General features: G+C 66.5%; 16 protein-coding genes and 1 tRNA gene. 4 read left to right on the top strand and 13 right to left on the bottom strand.

Going from position 1 to position 18,857, the window contains the following annotated elements; translation table 11 throughout:
• Window positions 1–36: 36 nt before the first annotated feature.
• On the bottom strand, window positions 37–870 hold the full coding sequence (yghU, locus tag BCY78_RS02870) for a glutathione-dependent disulfide-bond oxidoreductase (RefSeq protein WP_068297518.1): 834 nt from the start codon (window positions 868–870) through the stop codon (window positions 37–39).
• Between the two features lie 135 nt (window positions 871–1,005).
• The gene (locus BCY78_RS02865) at window positions 1,006–2,028 is read right to left on the bottom strand and encodes an extracellular solute-binding protein (RefSeq protein WP_068297516.1); all 1,023 of its coding nucleotides are present in this window, start codon (window positions 2,026–2,028) and stop codon (window positions 1,006–1,008) included.
• Between the two features lie 204 nt (window positions 2,029–2,232).
• Here BCY78_RS02865 and BCY78_RS02860 point away from each other — a divergent pair, with 204 nt between their 5' ends.
• The gene (locus BCY78_RS02860; protein ID WP_083194775.1) at window positions 2,233–3,945 is read left to right on the top strand and encodes an iron ABC transporter permease; all 1,713 of its coding nucleotides are present in this window, start codon (window positions 2,233–2,235) and stop codon (window positions 3,943–3,945) included.
• Between the two features lie 164 nt (window positions 3,946–4,109).
• A complete protein-coding gene (locus tag BCY78_RS02855) occupies window positions 4,110–4,751 on the top strand; it encodes a L,D-transpeptidase (RefSeq protein ID WP_068297514.1) in 642 nt (213 codons plus the stop codon).
• 84 nt (window positions 4,752–4,835) lie between these two features.
• Here BCY78_RS02855 and BCY78_RS02850 read toward each other — a convergent pair whose 3' ends face one another.
• From BCY78_RS02850 to BCY78_RS02825, 6 genes are all read right to left on the bottom strand, one after another.
• Entirely contained in the window at window positions 4,836–5,114 is a 279-nt protein-coding gene (locus tag BCY78_RS02850) for a hypothetical protein (RefSeq protein ID WP_068297510.1), read from the bottom strand.
• 1,017 nt (window positions 5,115–6,131) lie between these two features.
• Window positions 6,132–6,208: transfer RNA gene (locus BCY78_RS02845), tRNA-Arg, on the bottom strand.
• 535 nt (window positions 6,209–6,743) lie between these two features.
• Window positions 6,744–7,670: a pentapeptide repeat-containing protein gene (locus tag BCY78_RS02840; RefSeq protein WP_068297507.1), complete on the bottom strand. Its 927-nt coding sequence runs from the start codon at window positions 7,668–7,670 to the stop codon at window positions 6,744–6,746.
• Between the two features lie 147 nt (window positions 7,671–7,817).
• The gene (locus tag BCY78_RS02835) at window positions 7,818–8,357 is read right to left on the bottom strand and encodes a hypothetical protein (RefSeq protein ID WP_139103061.1); all 540 of its coding nucleotides are present in this window, start codon (window positions 8,355–8,357) and stop codon (window positions 7,818–7,820) included.
• A gap of 230 nt (window positions 8,358–8,587) precedes the next feature.
• A complete protein-coding gene (locus BCY78_RS02830) occupies window positions 8,588–9,589 on the bottom strand; it encodes a hypothetical protein (RefSeq protein ID WP_068297500.1) in 1,002 nt (333 codons plus the stop codon).
• Window positions 9,590–9,684: 95 nt separating this feature from the next.
• Window positions 9,685–10,245 (bottom strand): TIGR00730 family Rossman fold protein, encoded by a 561-nt coding sequence (locus BCY78_RS02825; protein ID WP_083194774.1) that lies wholly within the window; start codon window positions 10,243–10,245, stop codon window positions 9,685–9,687.
• Between the two features lie 131 nt (window positions 10,246–10,376).
• Here BCY78_RS02825 and BCY78_RS02820 point away from each other — a divergent pair, with 131 nt between their 5' ends.
• Together BCY78_RS02820 and BCY78_RS02815 are read left to right on the top strand one after the other, a co-directional pair.
• Window positions 10,377–12,716: a LysM peptidoglycan-binding domain-containing protein gene (locus BCY78_RS02820; protein ID WP_068297497.1), complete on the top strand. Its 2,340-nt coding sequence runs from the start codon at window positions 10,377–10,379 to the stop codon at window positions 12,714–12,716.
• Between the two features lie 112 nt (window positions 12,717–12,828).
• The gene (locus BCY78_RS02815) at window positions 12,829–14,670 is read left to right on the top strand and encodes an ABC transporter ATP-binding protein/permease (RefSeq protein ID WP_068297494.1); all 1,842 of its coding nucleotides are present in this window, start codon (window positions 12,829–12,831) and stop codon (window positions 14,668–14,670) included.
• A gap of 94 nt (window positions 14,671–14,764) precedes the next feature.
• Here the strand turns inward: BCY78_RS02815 and BCY78_RS02810 are convergent, their stop codons facing one another.
• The 5 genes from BCY78_RS02810 to BCY78_RS02790 form a co-directional block, all read right to left on the bottom strand.
• On the bottom strand, window positions 14,765–14,968 hold the full coding sequence (locus BCY78_RS02810; RefSeq protein WP_068297491.1) for a DUF2892 domain-containing protein: 204 nt from the start codon (window positions 14,966–14,968) through the stop codon (window positions 14,765–14,767).
• Between the two features lie 81 nt (window positions 14,969–15,049).
• Window positions 15,050–15,697, bottom strand: coding sequence for a Crp/Fnr family transcriptional regulator (locus BCY78_RS02805; RefSeq protein ID WP_068297488.1), 648 nt, complete (start codon window positions 15,695–15,697; stop codon window positions 15,050–15,052).
• On the bottom strand, window positions 15,694–16,563 hold the full coding sequence (gene mmsB / locus BCY78_RS02800) for a 3-hydroxyisobutyrate dehydrogenase (RefSeq protein WP_068297485.1): 870 nt from the start codon (window positions 16,561–16,563) through the stop codon (window positions 15,694–15,696). Before mmsB ends, BCY78_RS02805 begins: the two co-directional genes overlap by 4 nt.
• Window positions 16,564–16,610: 47 nt before the next feature.
• A complete protein-coding gene (locus BCY78_RS02795; RefSeq protein WP_068297482.1) occupies window positions 16,611–17,633 on the bottom strand; it encodes an enoyl-CoA hydratase/isomerase family protein in 1,023 nt (340 codons plus the stop codon).
• A complete protein-coding gene (locus BCY78_RS02790) occupies window positions 17,633–18,778 on the bottom strand; it encodes an acyl-CoA dehydrogenase family protein (protein ID WP_068297480.1) in 1,146 nt (381 codons plus the stop codon). The genes BCY78_RS02795 and BCY78_RS02790 overlap by 1 nt, the downstream gene beginning before the upstream one ends.
• Window positions 18,779–18,857: the final 79 nt, after the last annotated feature.

Here is an 18,857-nt window from a genome sequence, read left to right as displayed (position 1 = left end):
TGGGGCGCCCCTTTGCGTCTCGGTGGGACGGAAAACTCAGTCCAGATCGGCGGCGCTGTGGCGCTCGGGGATGCCCTCGGCCGGGTTGCCGCGGTTCACCCGCTTGCCGCGCGCGACGGCGGGGCGGGCGGCGCAATCGGCGGCCCAGCGGATGACGTTCTTGTATTCGTGCACCGACAGGAACTCGCCCGAATCATAGGCCCCGCCTTCGACGAGGCGGCCGTACCACGGGTAGATGGCCATGTCGGCGATCGAGTAGTTGTCGCCGGCGATCCATTTGCGGTCGGCCAGATTGCGCTCCAGCACGTCGAGCTGGCGCTTCACTTCCATGGCGTAGCGGTTGATCGGATATTCCAACTTCTCGGGCGCATAGGCGTAGAAATGGCCGAAACCGCCGCCGAGGAACGGGGCCGAGCCCATCTGCCAGAACAGCCAGTTCATCACCTCGGTCCGCTCCGGCCCCGTGGCCGGCAGGAAGGCGCCGAATTTCTCGGCCAGATGCACCAGGATCGAGCCGCTCTCGAACACCCGCAGCGGTTCCGCGCCCGAGCGGTCCATCAGGGCCGGGATCTTTGAGTTCGGGTTGATGTCGACGAAATCGGAACCGAACTGGTCTCCCTCGCCGATGTTGATCAGCCAGGCGTCATATTCGGCGCCTTTGTGGCCGGCTGCCAGCAGCTCTTCCAGCATGATGGTGACCTTCACGCCATTCGGCGTGCCCAGCGAATACAGCTGGAAGGGATGCTCTCCGACGGGCAGCTCCTTGTCGTGGGTCTTGCCGGCGATCGGACGGTTGATCGAGGCGAACTGGCCGCCGCTGGACTTGTCCCAGGTCCAGACCTTCGGGGGCGTATAGCTGTCGGTCGACATCGTGCTTCCTTTGCAAATGGCTGGTGCTGAACGTGAACACGCCAACGCAAAGGTCAAGGGCAGGGGCCGGGAAAAGCGCGCATGAAAAAGGGGGCCGCGCGGGCCCCCTTTGACTAGCAGCTTGGAATCCCGGGCTTACGGGAAGCCGACGCGGTCGTAGATCTCAGTCGCTTCGGCGGCGTTGATGCCATAGATCGCGACGTTCACGCCCGAGTTGCGGAACTCGGTATAGGGCGCGACGGGGCCGTGGATCTCGACGCCCGGAACGATCGGGAATTCGTTGTTCGAATCCGCGAAGATCGCCTGCGCTTCATCCGACACGAGGTATTCAAGGAAGCGGATCGCGTTGTCGCGGTTCGGCGCGTTCACCACGACGCCGGCGCCCGAGATGTTCACATGCGCGCCCGAACCCGGCTCGGCATCGGTGCCTTGGTTGGGGTAGAAGAACTCGACGGCATCGGCGACGGCGACGTCATCGGGGTTGTCCGACGCGGCGAGCGCACCCCAGTAATAGGTGTTCGACACCGCGACCGAGCATTCGTCGGCGGCCAGTGCGCGCAGCTGATCGCGGTCGCCGCCCTGCGGCTGACGGGCCAGGTTGTCGACCACGCCCTGCGCCCAATCCTGTGCCGCATCGTCGCCCAGACGCTCGATCAGCTCGGCCAGCAGCGAGATATTGTAGATCGACGAGGACGAGCGGATGCAGATCTCACCCTCAAGGCGCGGATCGGCCAGATCCTCGTAATCGTTCAGCCATTCCGGGCGCTCGCCCTTGCGGGTGAAGATCACGCGGGCACGGGCCGAGAGGCCGAACCACAGATCTTCCGGGTGGCGGAAGTTTTCGGGGATGCGGCTGTCGAGGATGTCGCTGTGCACCGGCTGGAAGATCCCGGCTTCGACGGCCTGATGCAGACGGCCGCCATCGACGGTGACGTAGAGGTCGGCGGGCGAGTTCTCGCCTTCGGTCAGGATCCGCTCCATCAGCTGCTCGCCGGCGCCCTCGATGAGGTTCACGCGGATGCCGGTCTGGGCGGTGAAGTTCTCGTAGATGCGCAGGTCGGTATCGTAGTGGCGGGCCGAGTAGAGGTTGATCTCCTGAGCCAGCGCAGGGCTGGCCGCGACGAGCGCGAGGCCAAGGGCGGTGAGAGTGCGGACCATGAATTCCTCCGGGTCATGCGGTGTCACGGGCACCTGCCTGGGCCGCCCGAGGGACAAGCGGCGGGGGTGGGCGCTTCGGTCCAGGGCGCTTGGGCCCCGTCGCGGCCCGATCTAACGCGTCGCGACATTTCTGACAATAACAATCGGGTAACTGGACAGCCCCGAAGTGATGGGCTAGGGCAGGGCGAGAAGACAGGACGCGCCATGGCCACCACAGCCGATCCCCTCAAGCCGCAACCGGCCCCCTCCCGCGGGGCGGGTCGCAAGCCTGTGCGCCGCGCGGCGCGTCGCATTTCCGCCTGGAGCCTCGGCGCGTTGGTGGTGGCGGCGCTGATCGCCCTGCCGATCGTCGCCGTGGTGGCTCAGGTTTTCGTGCCCTCGGGCGGGGCGTGGTCGCATCTGGCGTCGACGGTACTGCCCCTCTATCTGCGCAATTCGCTGATGCTGGTGGTGCTGACGGTGGCGCTGGCCTCGGCCATGGGCGTGGGCGCGGGCTGGCTGATCGCCGGGTTCGAGTTCCGGGGCCGTGGCGTCCTGCAATGGGCGCTGATGCTGCCGATGACCGTGCCGGGCTATGTCATCGCCTATGTCTATTACGAGCAGCTGACCTTCGCCGGCCCCGTGCAATCCACCCTGCGAGAGATCTTCGGCTGGGGGCGTCGCGATTATTGGTTCCCTGACATCGCCTCACTGCCCGGCGCGGCCATGATGCTGGCGCTGGTGCTCTATCCCTATGTCTACCTGCTGACGCGGGCGGCCTTTGCCACCCAGTCGCTGCACCTGATCGAGGCGGCGCGCGCGCTTGGCCAATCCTCGCGCGGGGCGTTTTTCCGCGTGGCGCTGCCGATGGCGCGTCCGGCCATCGTTGCCGGTGCGGCCTTCGTGGCGATGGAAACGCTGGCCGATTTCGGTACCGTTCAGCATCTGGGCGTGCAGACCCTGACCTCGGGCATCTTCCGCACGTGGTTCGCCCGGGGCGAGCCGGTGGCCGCGGCACAGCTAGCGGCGATGCTGATCGGCTTCGTCGCGCTGGCCTTGGTGCTGGAGCGGCTGCTGCGGGGCTCGCGCCGCTATGTCGGGGATCCGGCGGGCAAATCGGCCTCGGCCGCCGCGCGCCATCCCCTGAGCGGCTGGCGGGCGCTGATCGTCATGGCGCTCTGTGCCTTCCCGATCGTTGCGGGCTTCCTGTTCCCGGCCGGTGACCTGCTGCGCCGCGCGATCGAGGTGGGCGACCCGATGTGGGGCGAGCGTTTCCTGGCCTTTGCGTTGAACTCGCTGTGGCTGGCGGGCCTGGCCGCGCTGGTCCTACTGTCGCTGGGCCTGTTCCTCGGCTATGCGCGCCGGCTGGATGGCGGGCCGCTGGTCCGAGCGGCGCTTGGCGTGGCGGGGATCGGCTATGCGATGCCCGGCGCGGTGATCGCCGTGGGCGTTCTGCTGCCGCTGGCTTGGGCCGACCGGACGCTTGACGCCTGGATGCGGGCAAGCTTCGACATCTCCACCGGCCTGTTGCTGACGGGCAGCTATGTCGGCCTGATCTTCGCCTATTCGGTGCGCTTCCTGTCGATCAGCCTCAACACCATCGAAGCCTCGCTGCAACGCATCCCGCCGTCGCTGGACGACGCGGCACGGGGCCTCGGCTCGGGCCCGGGGCGGACATTGGCGACGGTGCATTTCCCGCTGCTGCGCGGGGGGCTTTTGTCCGCGGCGATCTTCATCTTCGCCGACGTGATGAAGGAACTGCCGGCGACGCTGATCGTGCGGCCCTTCAACCTCGATACGCTGGCGATCCGTACCTACCGGTTGGCCTCGGACGGACGGCTCGATGAGGCCTCGACCTCGGCGCTGCTGATCGTTGCTCTGGGGATCATCCCGGTGATCCTGCTCAGCCGCGCGATGGACCGTCCCGGCGCGCATTGAGCCACGGGCCGGGACGACGCCGCCCAAACATGCAGTCTTACGCAAGTGTGAGCGCCTTTTTGCATGAGGCGGTTGGCCATTGTTGCCCTGTGACGCATATTGCGCTTAAGAGAATGCCGCAGCCCCCGCGCTGCGGCCCGACTTGTTTCAAAGGGACATCCGCTGTGACCACCAGACGCCAATTCATGACCTGTGCCGCCGCGCTGGCGGCTCCGGCCCTCGTGCCGTACCGGGCCTTCGGCCAGACCGCGCAAGAGCAACAATGGGATGATTGGGACACCCAGGTGACGCCGGCGGGGTATGACCCGTCCTTCTCGAACCCGTGGGACCTGCATCCGCGTTTCCTGCCGCGCCGGGTCGAGGCCAATCCGACCCTGCGCGCCGGCGACATCCATGTCGATGCGGTTGCGCGCTACCTCTACCACATTCAGGACGACGGCACCGCGATGCGCTATGGCGTCGCCATCGGTCAGGCCGACCTCTACGAGCCGGGCGTGTTCCGCATCGGTCGCAAGGCGCGCTGGCCCTCCTGGACGCCGACGGCGAACATGATCCGTCATACGCCCAGCTACGAGCAATACGCCGGCGGCATGCCGGGTGGCCCCGAGAACCCGCTCGGTGCCCGCGCGCTGTATCTCTACAGCGGCAACCGCGACACCTATCTGCGCATCCATGGCACCCCGCAGCCGTGGTCGATCGGCTACCGCGCCTCGTCGGGCTGCGTGCGGATGATCATGGCGCATATCATCGACCTGTACGAAGCGGTCGAGATCGGCTCTGTCGCGCATCTCTACGCGGCCGAGTAACCGCCCGACGGGCTGACCAATAGAAAACCGGGCACCGCGATGGCGGTGCCCGGTTTTTTCATGCGCTGAGTGGCCTGTGGCGCCTTATTGGGCGCGGGCGCATATCGGGCGGCCGTCGTTGGTGCGCAGCGGCAGGAAGGTCGTCTCGACGGGGTTCTGGTGCTCGTACCAATAGCAGCCGTCCGCCGGCATGATCCGCACCCGCGACAGGTCCTGGTTCGGCCCGGCGGTCTCGGCCAGCCCCTCCGGCAGCTCCGAAAGGAACGGCGACGGCGAATCCTCGGGGGCGCTGGACACGCAGGCGGACAACAGGAGGCTGGAGGCGAGCAGGGCAGCAGCGCCCGTGATGCGGTTCTGGATCATGGTTTTCCCGGTTTGTGGCAGACCCCTTCGGGATCTTTGGCAGCTATCCTCGAAGATTGCAGCAATCCCCGTTTCGTCAAGGCTTTACACCTTTCAACGACAAGGGGGAACCGTGGCGCGCCGCGTCGCGCTTAGGGGAGGCCTATTGGCAACAGCCGGATGCCGCTGTCCCCATTGGGCCGTATGCAGGGCGCTGAAGGACTGCCGCCACTCCGGGCTTTCGTATTGAAGTTGCTTCATTAATTGTGCTTTCCGGCGATGAGGCGCCGGCGGAAAAGCCGGAGTGATCCACGCGTTTCCACGCCCGAGACCGATGTCACCCGATACGGAGAATGCTCCCACGGTTTTGACCCGCTGACAGCGCTCCGGCAACACATTGAGATGATGGGCAGGAGCCCGGGCAACATTCTCGGGCCGTTCCGAGTTCTTCTCGGCGCCATGACGGCCGACGGGAGCGGGACCGGGATCGCCGATCTGCTGGTCGCTTTGACCGGGTTGCGGTCGACCGTCTCAGGCCGGGCCTCCTTCGGACCGAGATCGCGCTATCAGTCTGAGCGTCGCTGTGGAGGGACCCCCGATTCCCACCGCCTTCAGCGACGGTTGATCGCCTGCCTCACGCTGCCTTGCGACAGAACTCGGCAAGGGGCGTTTTGTCCTCATGCTGTTTCTGCCTGAGCGCCTTTGGAGCATTTGAACCGAACGGACCGGGCAGAAGGTTCTCTCCCGACCGGGTAAGCCGAGTGCAAGGCACCAGCGGCAAGCGGTCAATTTCATGAGCCGGTTGGGATACCCCCGAAGGATGTCCGTGCGCGGGTAAAGATGGCCGTCTCCGTTCACGAGCGTCACGGGCAAGCGGCCCCTGCGGAGAGCGATTCTCGTCAGCAGCGGTCGTGCACAAATTCGGGACTGCAATGTGCAGCACCGCCGGTGGATCGGCGCGCGCGCGTTGGAGTGTTGGAGAATTCGCGTGCCGCGGACCTTCCACGTGGAAACAGGGCAAGTCATCGGGGGGGAAGCTGGCGCACCCAAGAGGATTCGAACCTCTGACCTTTGCCTTCGGAGGGCAACGCTCTATCCAGCTGAGCTATGGGTGCGTTGGGAACCGGATAAGACATTCACTTACGGAAGGCAATGGCATTGGGAGGTGAAATGCGCGGCTGTGCGGACACATGATATCGCGTCGACGCCAGCTGAGAGGCCACCTGACATTCGCGTCGAAGCCCGGACAGCGGCACGACCCTGTTGAGGCTCCTTTTAGTCGCGAGACCAAGGCCAAATCTTCCCCGAGCGCAGGCTCCATGATGGGGAAATCTTGGCAGGCACCCGGCGTTGCGGACACGAATGTGAACTCGTGACCAGAGAACCTTAGAGCGAATTTGACCAGACGGAACGTCAGCCGGGAGTGTAGCAGAAACGCTTTCAGGTGAGCGACGGGCCATAGCGGCCGGATCGCGCGTTATCTGGATGAGGCTGAGCGATTTCTGTGGTGACGGATGCTGGCGCCGACCGCAACGCCGGCGGAGGTGCGTCCAAGGGAAGGGCTCACCGAGGCCCGCACGACAGGGAAATCCGCTGACTGCCCCTTTGCGCGGACGTCATCCGCTCAAGCTGCGCCTGTTGCGCTGCAGGTTACTCGGGGAAGGTGGCGCGGCGGCGTGCCTTGAACTCGGCGGGGTCCAAAGCGGTTGTTGGCCAGAAGCCGGGGCGTGGCAAGGACGCCGGAAAACAGACCGAACCATCGGCAAACAACTGGTTGAGTTGGCTTTCGCTCAGATCGGCTTGCGACAGATCGCTACCTTGCAGATAACTGCCAGAGAAACGGGCCCCGGCGAGGCTGGTGTTTGCGTCAAAGAGCGCACCACTTAGGTCGGTTGCAAGGACCTCGGCCAGGTCCAGCCGCGCGCCGCGCAGGTCTGCTCCGGCGGCCCGGCCGCGCTCCAACAGGATGTGGGACAGGTTAGCGCCGGTCAGGTCACAGCCACGCAGGTCGGCGGTCAGCATCTCGGCCGAGGTGAAGTCCGAGGCGGGCGCGATCGCCTCGACCAGCCGGATGTCATTGGCGATTGCCCCTTCGACCCGCGCCTCGCGCAGGCTTGCGCCCGAAAGATTGGCCCCTTCCAGCCGCGCATGGGACAGCAAGGCGAGGTCCAGCGTGGCGCCGACCATCTCTGCCACCGACAAATCCGCCTCACGTAGGTCAGCGCCTGTCAGCACAGTGCCTGACAGATTGGCCCCGGCGAGACGGGCGCCGCTCAGGGCCGCGCCGCGCAAGTCGCAATCGGACAGATTCGGCGCGCCACCCAAACGGGCCAGCAACGCGAGGGCGGCGGCGATATCGGCGCGCGGGGCCTCGGCGACCGCGCCGCAGGCGTTCTGGCGCAGGTAGCGGGCGAGAGTGGGGACCAGCGCAGGGTCGGGGTGCTTCGGGTCGGCCAGCCGCGCGAGGGTCGCCAAGCAGGCAAGCCGATCGTCGAGATCGGCGGGGGCCTCGGCGCCCGGTGCCGGGGTGAAGGTCATCAGGCCGTCAAGCGAAGAAGCGGGGCGGGGATCGGTCATGCGCGGCTCAATCAGGCAGGGCCTCGGGCAAACGGGGCCTCGGGGGCGGCAGGGAGGGTCCGCCCCCGATTGCCCCGCGCCGGCTGAGCGGTCAAGCGGCAATCCGGGGAGGACCGGGCCGCCGTCCGTCGCGCTGCCGGAGTCAGGTCATGGCGCGCCTGCCTGCCATGTGGCCACGAAGTTCAGGCCATTGGTGCCGCCCGGCGTCACGCGCATGCCGGCCGCGTTCTGATCCATCCACCATTGGTTGAATTTCTCCGAGGGAATGCCGGTGCCGCCGCTGCCGAAATGCTCCTTCCCGCCTTGGCGGTAGAAGGCCATGTCTTGCGATCCGAAACGGGTCTCGCCCAGCTCGGCCATGACGTCGGATTGTCGGCGGATCGTCACATTTCCCTCGGCCTTCGCCGCCAGATAGGCCGGATCGCCGGCATACCATTCATCCAAGGCAGCCGAGACTTCGGCCTGGAAGGTGGCGTCATCCACCTCGGCCCGGCCATAGAGCCGGACATGCGTCGCGCCCACGGACCGCGCGAAATCGCGGTAAACAGGGTCGAGCGTGTCGACATCGACAAGATCACCGATCTCGTAAGTGTCGGGCAGATCATTCGCTGGGTCGTAAGGCTGCTCTGGCGCGGTGACGGCTTTCGATGCGCTGGCCGTCTTGGCGTATTGCAGCAATGAATTCACGTCATCGGAGGGGGAAACGCGCGCGCCGTCGGGTGCGGTTGGGGAGGAATTCTGTGCCGTCTGAAGCAATCTCAGCGCAATATCGGCGCTGCGCAACGGCTGCAGTCCTGCGCCCGAGGTGATTTGCATGACCCGTACTCCTTACCCGGCAACGCACAATGTTGCCGAGGCAAGTGTGCGCCCCAAACCTTGCCGAGATCTTAACGCCAGACGGGTGCCGGCGCGGCGGCTCAGTTCATCGCGCAGCGCTGGACCTGTTCGACATGCCGGTCGACGCCTTGCCCGGTGACCGACATGGCAAAGCGCGAATCCAGCCGGGCGAGGGTGGCGATGTCGTAGACCTCGTAGCCGGTGAGGGCGAGGGTCAGCGACAGATCCGAGGCGGGCAGGGTGAAGCCCATCCGCCCGGCATATTCCACGACCACACCGTCGCGTTTCATCGCCCGGTGGCGGCCACTGACGGCCGAAACGATCTCCAGATCGTCGAACCCGGCACCAGCACCCAGCAGCGGGCCCGCCAAGGCCAAGATCCGGGGCAGGGCGCCGTCTTCCGCATCATTGCCCAGCCAGGACTGGCCCAGCCGGACGTCGCCTTCATTGAGGAACCACGCGGGGTTGCCGGCGACCATCGCGGCCAGAAGCTCGTCGATCAGGCGGCGGTTCGGGGCCTCGGGCGTGAGCACCGCGCGGGTCACGTCATCGCGGTAGAGAGGCGTGGTGCCAATCGGGCGCACGTCCATCGAACCCTCGGGACCGGTGTAGATCCAGCGCCCCAGCGCCGCCGCCTGTCCGTCCGAGCGGCCCAGAACGGCCAACCGGGTCGCGGCGCGGTCGGTGGTGACGTGGAAATCCACCGCGCCGCCAGGCTGGTGGCGCAGCTCGATCCGGTCACGCGAATGGGTCACATCCTCGCGCGGGAAATCCGAGGTGATGCGGGTGCGGCAGGCCAGCGCGTAATCCTCGCGTCCGGCGACGGGGACGATCCCCTCAAGCGGGGTCAGCGCGCCGTCGAACACGCCAAGCGACAGGGTGCCCGAGGCGGTGCCATCACGCCCGGCGCGGGCGAGGTCACGGATGCGGGTCAGGCTGTCTTCGCCCGGCGTGGCAAGGAAGGCGCGTCCCAGCGTGCGAAGCTCGGACTCGGTCTCAGGAGTGAGTTGGGCCTGTGCTGGCAGGGCAGCCCAGCTCAGGGTCGATGACAACAGGGCAGCGAGGAACGCGGTCTTCACCAATCGGGCCTCCGGATCTGTGGATCGGTCCCTTGTTACTGCCAAAATCCTGATTCCGGGTAAAGCGCCAAGCCCTTCGCCATTGCGTGAACGTAGAGTCAGCCGGGAAGATGAGCAGACAATGCCACTTCAAGCATCGCCACGTCCGGCACCACGGTGATCAGATCGCGCAAGGTGGGGGCGGCAAAGCCCTGGGCGATGACGTGTTCGACCAAGGCCATCAGCGGCTGCCAGAAGCCGTTGGTATCGACCAGGATCACCGGTTTCGCGTGCAGGCCGATCTGCGCCCAGGTCACGACCTCGAAGAATTCGTCCAGCGTGCCGGCGCCGCCCGGCAGGACCACGGCGGCATGGGAATTGGCGAACATGACCTTCTTGCGCTCGTGCATGGTCTCGGTGATGACCAGCGCATCAAGGCTGGCGCGCGCCACCTCGCCATGGATCAGATGGGTCGGGATCACGCCGAAAGTGCGGCCCCCGGCCTCCTGCACGGCGCGGGCAGTCTCGCCCATCAGCCCCACGTCGCCCGCCCCGTAAACCAGCCGCCAACCGCGCCGGGCCAGAAGCGCGCCCGTGTCCGCCGCCACCTGCATCATCGCCGGATCCTTGCCCGGACGCGAGCCACAGAAGACGCAGACAGACGGGGGGAGGACAGACATCTGGGGGCCTTTCGCAACACTTAGGGGAGGCAATATTCTTTTGCCCATAGATACGGGTCTATGTACAAGGGAACAAGGGTAGTTGGACGGTTGGGAAGGCCGGTACACGAACTGGCGAAAGGATAGACGGAATGTCGCGATACCTGGTGTGGTTGCTGGGCGGAGGTAGCGTTTTGGCGGCGGTGGCCGTGGCCGGGTATTTTGGCCTGAACCTCCGTGACGATCCTGCGCCTGTTGTCGTGACCCCGCGAGAGAGCGCGCCTACAGCCGCGCCGATTGCCGCGAACGATCCCGGCCCGATCGGCACCGAGCCGGTCGTCGAAGAGGCCGAGGCCGCCGTCCCGATGCCGACCTTCGACGTGGTGCGCGTGGCGCGCGATGGCGCGGCGCTGGTCGCGGGCTCGGCAATGCCGGGTGCGGCGGTTACCCTCAGCGTCGACGGCGTCGTCGTGGCCGAAGTCGCGGCGGATGCCAACGGTCAATACGTCGCTCTGTTCGAACTTGGCGTGAGCGATGAGGCGCAGAGCATGACCTTGAGCATGCGCGACGCCGATGGCACGGTCCTGACCGCCGAGGACACGGTGATCTTGACCCCGCGGCCTGCGCAGCTGGCTGCGCTGGATGTGCCCGAAGCGGCGAATGTCGATGCGGCGCCGGTCGCTGACGCGGAGGCCCCGGAGGTCGAGGAGACGCCGGCGGAAGCCGATGTCGCCGAGATTGAAGCGCCGGCCGAGGAAGTGGAGACGGCCACATCTGACGCCCAGCCCGCCGATGTCGACGTGACGCGGACCGCCTCGACCGAGGCGGAGGCATCGGTCGAGACGCCGGGCCCGACCGCCTTCCTGCTGCGTGGTGACGGTCAGGTCGAGCGGCTCGATACCGCGCCGGGTGTGGCCAATGTGGTGGTGGACACCATTGCCTACACGGCGGAAGGCGCCGTGCAGATCGCCGGTCGCGCGGCCGAGGGGGCCTCGGCGGCGCTGCGGCTCTATCTGAACAATGATTTCCTTGCCGAGACCCGTGCCGATGCCGGGGAATGGTCACTGGACCTGCCTGAGGTCGCGCCGGGCGTCTACACTTTGCGGGTCGACCAATTGGATGACGCGGGGCGCGTGGTCTCGCGGTTCGAGACCCCGTTCCTGCGTGAGGCGCCCGAACGTGTCGCCGAGGCGCAGGCCGCCATGGCGGCAGGAACGCCGGTGACTGAGACCGCGGCGGCCGCAGAGGCGGTTACAGAGCCGGCACCGGAAGCTGAGAGTCCGGCTGAGGATGTTGCGGTGATCGAGGAGGCTGCCGAAGACGCGCCGGTCGAGATCGCGGCGCTGGATCTGCCGGAAGAGGCGGCCGCGTCATCTTCGACCGAGGCCTCATCGACGATGTCAGAGGCCACTGAAGCCACCGAAGTGATGGAAGATCCAGCGGTCGTTCCCGCCACAGAGGCGACCGATGAAGCCGCAACCATCGAGGCGGTAGAGACCGAAGCGGCAGAGGACGTGATGGCGTCCCAGGCCGAGGAAAGCGAAGCATCCGCAGAGGCGCCGGCCAGCGATGCCCCGGCTACTCCGCCCGTCGTGGCCTCGGCCCCTGCCACCGGGGAGTTTGCAGAGACCGAAGAGGCGGTGACCGAAGAGGTGGTGGTCGAGGACGCCGCCGAACTCCCGTCCGCCACGCAAACCGAAACCACCCCGCGTGAGACGGCGAGCGACGCTGATGCAGGCGATGCCAACCCGGTCGCATCCGCCCCGACCCCGGAGCGGGTCGTATCCGAAGCGGCCGCCTCGTCGGAACAGAACGCCGGAAACACCGCAACGGTGAGCGCCGAAACTCCGACGCAAAGCGCCGAAGTGCCCGTGACTGAAAGCGCCTCGACGACCACGCAAACCGAACAGGCCGATGTAGCTACGGCGACGTCCGAAAGTTCTGCTGTCGGCGAGAGTTCCTCTGCGCCTGCTGCACCCACGACGGCGGAGGCCAGCGCTTCCGCGGCGGCGTCCGCTTCGACGTCGTCCAGCAGCACCGGATCAAGCGCGGGGACTTCGCCCAGCCAGACCTCGAGCGCCGGCGCGTCCAGCGGCGCCGTTGCCGAAGGGGCAATCGCAGCGCAGTCCATGGGGGTGTCGTCCTCGCAATCTGGGACCAGCGCAACGACAACCAGCAGCGCGAACGGGTCGTCGTCGGGCGCCACACAGCCAGCCGCGTCGACCTCCTCGAGCAGCAGCGCGTCGGGCAGCAGCACGCAAGCCTCGGCTTCGGCGGAAAGCTCCAGCGCAGGCACTGCGTCGTCCACCGCTCCGGCCGCACCTCGGGTCTCCCTGATCACCGTCCAACCCGGCCACACCCTGTGGCATATCTCGCGGGAGCGCTACGGGCAGGGCGAGCAATACGTGATCATCTACAACGCCAACCGTAGCCAGATCCGCGATCCGGACCTGATCTATCCGGGCCAGATCTTCACGCTGCCCGACCGCTAAGGCCACCTCAGGCCGACCCGTCCCGCCGGTGCTCTGGTCAGCAGGGCGCCGGCGACCTATTTCAGGACCATGCCAGCCGGGTCCTGACGCCCGCCGCCAGCCCGGAGCCCCCATGCGTTACCGTCCCAGCGCCAGCGCGCTGCCTTCCGATCCCAATGAACCTCGTGCCTCGGGCATGCAGACCATCGCCAAGGTCGCGCCCTATCTGTGGCCCGCCGACCGGCCCGCGTTGCGCACACGCGTGGTGCTGGCGATGCTGGCGCTTCTGGCCTCGAAGCTGATCGCGGTGGGCACGCCCATGCTCTACAAGGGTGCGGTCGATGCACTGGCGCCGAGCGAGCTGGACGCGGGCTGGCTGGTGGGGATCGGCGCGGTCGGGCTGACCATCGCCTATGGCCTTGCGCGGCTGATGACCAACGGCTTCCAGCAATTGCGCGACGCGCTGTTCGCGGCCGTCGGCCAGCGCGCCCTGCGGCAACTGGCGCTGGTGACCTTCGAGCATATCCATGCGTTGAGCCTGCGCTATCACCTAACGCGCAAGACCGGGGGCCTCAGCCGCATCATCGAGCGTGGCGTGAAGGGCGTCGATTTCCTGCTGCGGTTCCTTCTGTTTTCCATCGGGCCCTTGGTGCTGGAACTGCTGCTGATCGGCGTCGTGATGACGGTGCTGTTCGATGTCTGGTACATGGCCGTCATCGTCGGAGTTATCGCGCTTTATGTCTGGTTCACCTTCGCGGTGACGGAATGGCGGGTGAAGATCCGGCGCGAGATGAACAAGCAGGATACGGATGCCAACCAGAAGGCCATCGACAGCCTGCTGAACTTTGAAACCGTCAAGTATTTCAACGCCGAACAACGCGAAGCTGCGCGCTATGACCGGGCGATGGAAGGCTATGAAAGCGCGGCTTTGAAGACCGCCTATTCGCTGACGCTGCTAAATTTCGGGCAGTCGGCGCTGATTACCTCGGGGTTGGTGATCGTCATGGTCATGGCCGCGATGGGGGTTCAGAACGGCCAGCTGACGGTCGGCGATTTCGTCATGGTCAACGCTTACATGATCCAAATCACCATGCCGCTGAACTTCCTCGGCACGGTCTATCGCGAGATCCGGCAGGCGCTGGTGGATATGGGCGAGATGTTCGGACTGCTGGAACAGGCGCCAGACGTGACCGAGAAAAAGGGCGCGACGCCACTGGCGCTGTCGGGTGGACATGTCCGGCTGGAGGACGTGCAGTTCTCGTATGAGAAGACGCGCGCGATCCTGAAAGGGGTCAGCATCGACGTCCCGGCGGGGCAGAAGGTGGCGCTGGTCGGCCATTCCGGCAGCGGCAAGTCGACCATCGGGCGGCTTCTCTTCCGCTTCTATGACGTGTCGGGCGGGCGGTTGACGATCGACGGCCAGGATATCCGCGACGTGACGCTGACCTCATTGCATCAGGCGATCGGGGTGGTGCCGCAGGACACGGTGCTGTTCAACGACACGATCTATTACAACATCGCTTACGGCAAGGATGACGCCTCCCGCGAGGAGGTCGAGGCCGCCGCCAAGGCTGCTCGCATTCATGACTTCATCATGGGCCTGCCCGAAGGCTACGAGACGCAAGTCGGCGAGCGGGGGCTCAAGCTCTCGGGCGGCGAGAAACAGAGGGTCGGCATCGCACGCACGTTGCTGAAGGACCCGGCGATCCTGCTGCTGGACGAGGCGACCTCTGCGCTGGACACCCAGACCGAACGCTCGATCCAGGAGGCCCTCTCGGCCATGGGACGCGGGCGCACGGTGATTACCATCGCGCACCGGCTCTCGACCGTGGTCGATGCGGACCGGATCGTGGTGTTGGAAGCGGGCGAGGTGGTCGAGGAGGGCACGCATGCCGAGCTCCTCGCCCTTGGTCAGCGCTATGCGCAGATGTGGGCGCATCAGGCGGCCGAGCGGCAGGCTGAGGCGGCGGAGTAAGGGAGGAACGCCGCGCTCGGGCCCCCTTCAGGGGAGCCCTCGCGCGGCGTGTCGGGGCGTTTGCCCCTCCGGGTGCCTGTGGCGGCGGGGCGCGTTACCGGCGCAGACCGCAGGTGTTGATGCCGAGGATCGAGTACAGCGGGCAGGGCCCGACGAGACCCGTCACCAGCGGCACCACGCCGATCAGGAAGGCCCAGCGATAGGCGGCGTCGGGGAAGACGAAATAGCCGGCGAGCAGCGCCAGACCGACGATGACCCGCAGAACACGGTCGAGGCTGCCTTCATTGCGCGAGAACATGGGAAACTCCTGTCATGGCTTCCCGTTCTGGTTAATCCCGGCGACCCGAGTCGGTCTGTGACCTCGTCACCGTCAGCCCGATTATTGCGCGTCGGCGAGCCGTTTCAGCCCCGCCGGGTCGCGCAACAGGACCCGTCCGCGATCCGTCGCCACCAGCCCGCGCTTCGCCAAGGCCTCGAGCCGGCGCGAGATCACCTCGCGGGCCGACCCGATGCGGGCGGCGAGTTCGGCATGGGTGGCCTCGACCACGCCCTCGGACGCCAGATCCAGCAGCGCCTGCGCCAGCCGGGCCTCGACGCGCGTGAAGGCCACGCGTTCCAACAGCTGGGTCATGTCGCTCATCCGCGTGGCAAAGGCGCGGAAGACGAGGGCCCGGAAGGGCTCGGAGCGGTCCATCAGCGTGCGAAACAGGGGGGCGGGGATCAGGGCCAGCCGCGTCTCCGAGGCGGTGATCGCGTCGCCGGAATAGGGCTCGTCGCCCAGAAGACCCAGCGTGGTCTGGATGCAGGTCTGGCCGGGCTCGACCGCATAGAGCAGGGTCTCCCGCCCCGAGGGGCCGGTGAGCGAGACCTCGATCCGCCCGGACAGCACCACGGCAAACCCCTGCGCCGTGTCGCCGGGGCCAAAGAGATGCGCGCCGCGCGGCAGGGTCTGGACGGGCAGGGCGTCGAGCCGAGCCCGATCCTCGGGCGCGAGACCCGGAAGCGCCGCGCCCGCCCAGGCCTTCAGCCGCGCGACCGTTTCTCGAAGCGGGGCAACATGGCCGAGAAGTCCATGCCCTTGCCGTCTTCCTTGTCGACGAAGGTCTCGTAGAGCGCGGCAGCCAGCTGGCCCATCGGCGTGTCCGCATCGGCACTTTCAGCCGCCTGCTGCGACAGGCGCAGATCCTTGAGCATCAGTTCCGCCGCAAAACCGGGTTTGTAGTCGTTGTCGGCGGGGCTTTTTGCACCGACGCCCGGCGCGGGGGTATAGGCGTTCATCGTCCAGCTGTAGCCCGACGAGGTCGAGACCACATCATACATCTTCTGGCGATCCAGCCCCAGCTTGTCGGCCAGCGCGAAAGCCTCGCAGGTGGCGATCATGGTCACGCCGAGGATCATGTTGTTGCAGATCTTCGCGGCTTGCCCAGCGCCCGAGGCGCCGCAATGCACGGCCTTCTGGCCCATGATCTCGAAGAGCGGCTGCACCGTGGCGAAGGCCGCGTCCGAGCCGCCGACCATGAAGGTCAGCGTCCCCGCCGCCGCCCCGCCGACACCGCCCGAAACGGGCGCATCGAGCGCGCCGAGGCCCGCTGCCACCGCCTGCTCCGCCACCGCCTTGGCACTGTCCACATCGACGGTCGAGCAGTCGCAGAACACCGCGCCGGGCTTCATCGCCGGGATCACCTCGGCGGCGACGGCGCGCAGGATGGTGCCGTTGGGCAGCATGGTGATGACCACATCCGCGGTCGCGGCGGCCTCACCCGCCGTGGCGGCGAGGTCGATGCCGTCGGGGGTGGCGAACGTGTCGAAGCCGGTGACGGTATGGCCGGCTTTCAGCAGGTTCAACGCCATCGGCGCGCCCATATTGCCGAGGCCGATGAAGGCGATGTTCATGGTGGTTCCTCCTCACGAATTCGGGGTGAGCGGGGCTGACGCGCCGCTCAGAATGTCAGCTCATCGGCCCCCAGCGGGGCCAGCATCGCCGCGACCTCCTCGTCGCGGACGGCGTCCGGAGCCGGGTGCTTCCACGTCGGGTTGCGGTCCTTGTCCAGGATCTGCGCGCGCACACCCTCAAGGAAATCCCCGTGCTCGACGGTGCGCCAGACCCAGCGGAATTCCTGTGCCAAGGCGGCCTCGATATTGGTCGGGGCCGGGCGCAGCATGGCCAGCGTCGAGGCCATCGACAAGGGCGAATTGCGGCGGATTGCCTTCAGGGCCGATTGTGCCAACGGCGCGTCCGAGTTCTCTAGCGCGGTGACGATGGCGGGGATATCGGCGCCCGCAAACATCGTGTCGATGAGGCTTTGTTCGGCGGCGAGGGGGCTTTCGGGCGTGTAATGCTCGGGCAGGGCGATGACGTCGCCGGCCTCGCACAGGCGGGCCTTCACCTCGTCCCACTCGGCCTCGGGGATGAAGCGGTTGGCGAAACCTGCGTGGATCGCATCGCCCGGACCCATCCGTGCCGCCGTCAGCGCAAGGTAGAGGCCCAGCTGGCCGGGCGCCTTGCCCAGAAGATAGGTGCCGCCCACATCGGGGATCATGCCGATGCCGCATTCGGGCATCGCCATCTGCGTCGACTCGCCCACCACGCGGTGCGGGATATGGCAGCCATAGCCGACTCCACCGCCCATGACGAAGCCATTGAGGAAGCTGACGATGGGCTTGGGATAGGTCGCGAGCAGCACGTTCATCGCGTATTCATCGCGCCAGAAATCCCGGCCCATGGCATAATCGCCAGCTTTGCCCGCGGCATGGACCTGCGCGATGTCGCCGCCCGCGCAGAAGGCCCGCTCGCCCGCGCCATCGAGGATCACCAGCGCGACCTCGGGATCATCGCGCCACGCCAGCAGCGCCTTGGTCGTCTCAAGACAGATGTGGTGCGTCAGCGCGTTCAGCGCCTTGGGACGGTTCAGGGTCAGACGGCCGGCGCGGCCTTCCTTGCGGATGATCAGTTCGGGTTCCATCAGCCCCTCTCGGCCAGAAGCGCCCGGACGGTGATCAAGCGCATGATTTCGTTCGTGCCCTCAAGGATCTGATGCACGCGCAGGTCGCGCACGATCTTCTCGATCCCGTAATCGGCCAGATAACCATAGCCCCCGTGCAGCTGAAGGCACTGGTCGGCGACGCGCGAACCGGCCTCGGTCACGAATTTTTTCGCCATGGCGCAGAACTTGGTGGCGTCGGGCGCCTTCTGATCCAGCTTCCACGCCGCCTGCCGCAGGAAGGTGCGCGCGGCCTGAAGCTCGATCTCCATATCGGCCAGCCGGAATTGCAGCGCCTGAAACTGGTCGATGGATTTGCCGAAAGCCTTGCGCTCACCCATATAGGTCAGCGTCTGGTTCAGCGCGGCCTGCGCGCCCCCCAGCGAACAGGCCGAGATATTGAGCCGTCCGCCGTCCAGACCGATCATCGCGTACTTGAACCCGTCGCCCTCGGTGCCGACGAGGTTCTCCAACGGCACAAGGCAATCATCGAACTGCACCTGCCGGGTCGGCTGCGAGCGCCAGCCCATCTTGTCCTCAAGCCCGCCATAGGACAGGCCTTCCGTTCCGTGTTCGACCACCACGGTTGAGATCCCCTTCGGCCCCTCGTCGCCCGTGCGGCACATGACGACATAGGCGTCCGAATAGCCGCCGCCCGAGATGAAGGCCTTGGTGCCGTTGAGCGTATAGCCCGCGTTGCCCTTCTGCGCGCGGGTCTTCAGCGCCGCCGCATCCGAGCCCGCGCCGGGCTCGGTCAGGCAATAGGAGAGGACCTTCTCCATGGTCACGGCGGGCTCCAGGATACGGGCCTTCAGCTCGTCCGGCGCGAATTTGTCCAGCATCGCCGCGCACATGTTGTGGATCGACAGGAAGGACGCGACCGAGGGGCAGGCATGGCTCAGCGCCTCGAACACCAGCACCGCATCCAGACGCCCCAGCCCCGTGCCGCCGCTGTCTTCGCTGACATAGAGCCCGCCAAAACCCAACTCACCCACCTTGGCCCAGAGGTCGCGCGGGATTGTGCCCTCGGCCTCCCATTGGCGCGCGAAGGGCGCGATATGTTCCTGCCCGAAGGCATGGGCCATGTCATAGATGGCCAGCTGCTCGTCGCTGAGTGCGAAATCCATGGCGTTCCTCCCCCTTGAACAGCCGTTCCGACCTGGAATTGAACGGATGTTTAATTCGGGAATGTTGCAGGAGTTTTGC

This window comes from Pararhodobacter sp. CCB-MM2 (assembly GCF_001691415.1).
GTDB lineage: Bacteria > Pseudomonadota > Alphaproteobacteria > Rhodobacterales > Rhodobacteraceae > Pararhodobacter.
The sequence above is the reverse complement of the archived record's forward strand: the minus strand, read 5'-3'. Positions and strand labels throughout refer to the sequence as shown.

Bases quoted from the DNA above. Each gene is read 5' to 3' on its own strand.
- yghU (WP_068297518.1), bottom strand. From the start codon at position 870: ATGTCGACCGACAGCTATACGCCCCCGAAGGTCTGGACCTGGGACAAG.
- BCY78_RS02865 (WP_068297516.1), bottom strand. From the start codon at position 2,028: ATGGTCCGCACTCTCACCGCCCTTGGCCTCGCGCTCGTCGCGGCCAGC.
- BCY78_RS02860 (WP_083194775.1), top strand. From the start codon at position 2,233: ATGGCCACCACAGCCGATCCCCTCAAGCCGCAACCGGCCCCCTCCCGC.
- BCY78_RS02850 (WP_068297510.1), bottom strand. From the start codon at position 5,114: ATGATCCAGAACCGCATCACGGGCGCTGCTGCCCTGCTCGCCTCCAGC.
- BCY78_RS02840 (WP_068297507.1), bottom strand. From the start codon at position 7,670: ATGACCGATCCCCGCCCCGCTTCTTCGCTTGACGGCCTGATGACCTTC.
- BCY78_RS02825 (WP_083194774.1), bottom strand. From the start codon at position 10,245: ATGTCTGTCCTCCCCCCGTCTGTCTGCGTCTTCTGTGGCTCGCGTCCG.
- BCY78_RS02820 (WP_068297497.1), top strand. From the start codon at position 10,377: ATGTCGCGATACCTGGTGTGGTTGCTGGGCGGAGGTAGCGTTTTGGCG.
- BCY78_RS02815 (WP_068297494.1), top strand. From the start codon at position 12,829: ATGCGTTACCGTCCCAGCGCCAGCGCGCTGCCTTCCGATCCCAATGAA.
- BCY78_RS02810 (WP_068297491.1), bottom strand. From the start codon at position 14,968: ATGTTCTCGCGCAATGAAGGCAGCCTCGACCGTGTTCTGCGGGTCATC.
- mmsB (WP_068297485.1), bottom strand. From the start codon at position 16,563: ATGAACATCGCCTTCATCGGCCTCGGCAATATGGGCGCGCCGATGGCG.
- BCY78_RS02795 (WP_068297482.1), bottom strand. From the start codon at position 17,633: ATGGAACCCGAACTGATCATCCGCAAGGAAGGCCGCGCCGGCCGTCTG.
- BCY78_RS02790 (WP_068297480.1), bottom strand. From the start codon at position 18,778: ATGGATTTCGCACTCAGCGACGAGCAGCTGGCCATCTATGACATGGCC.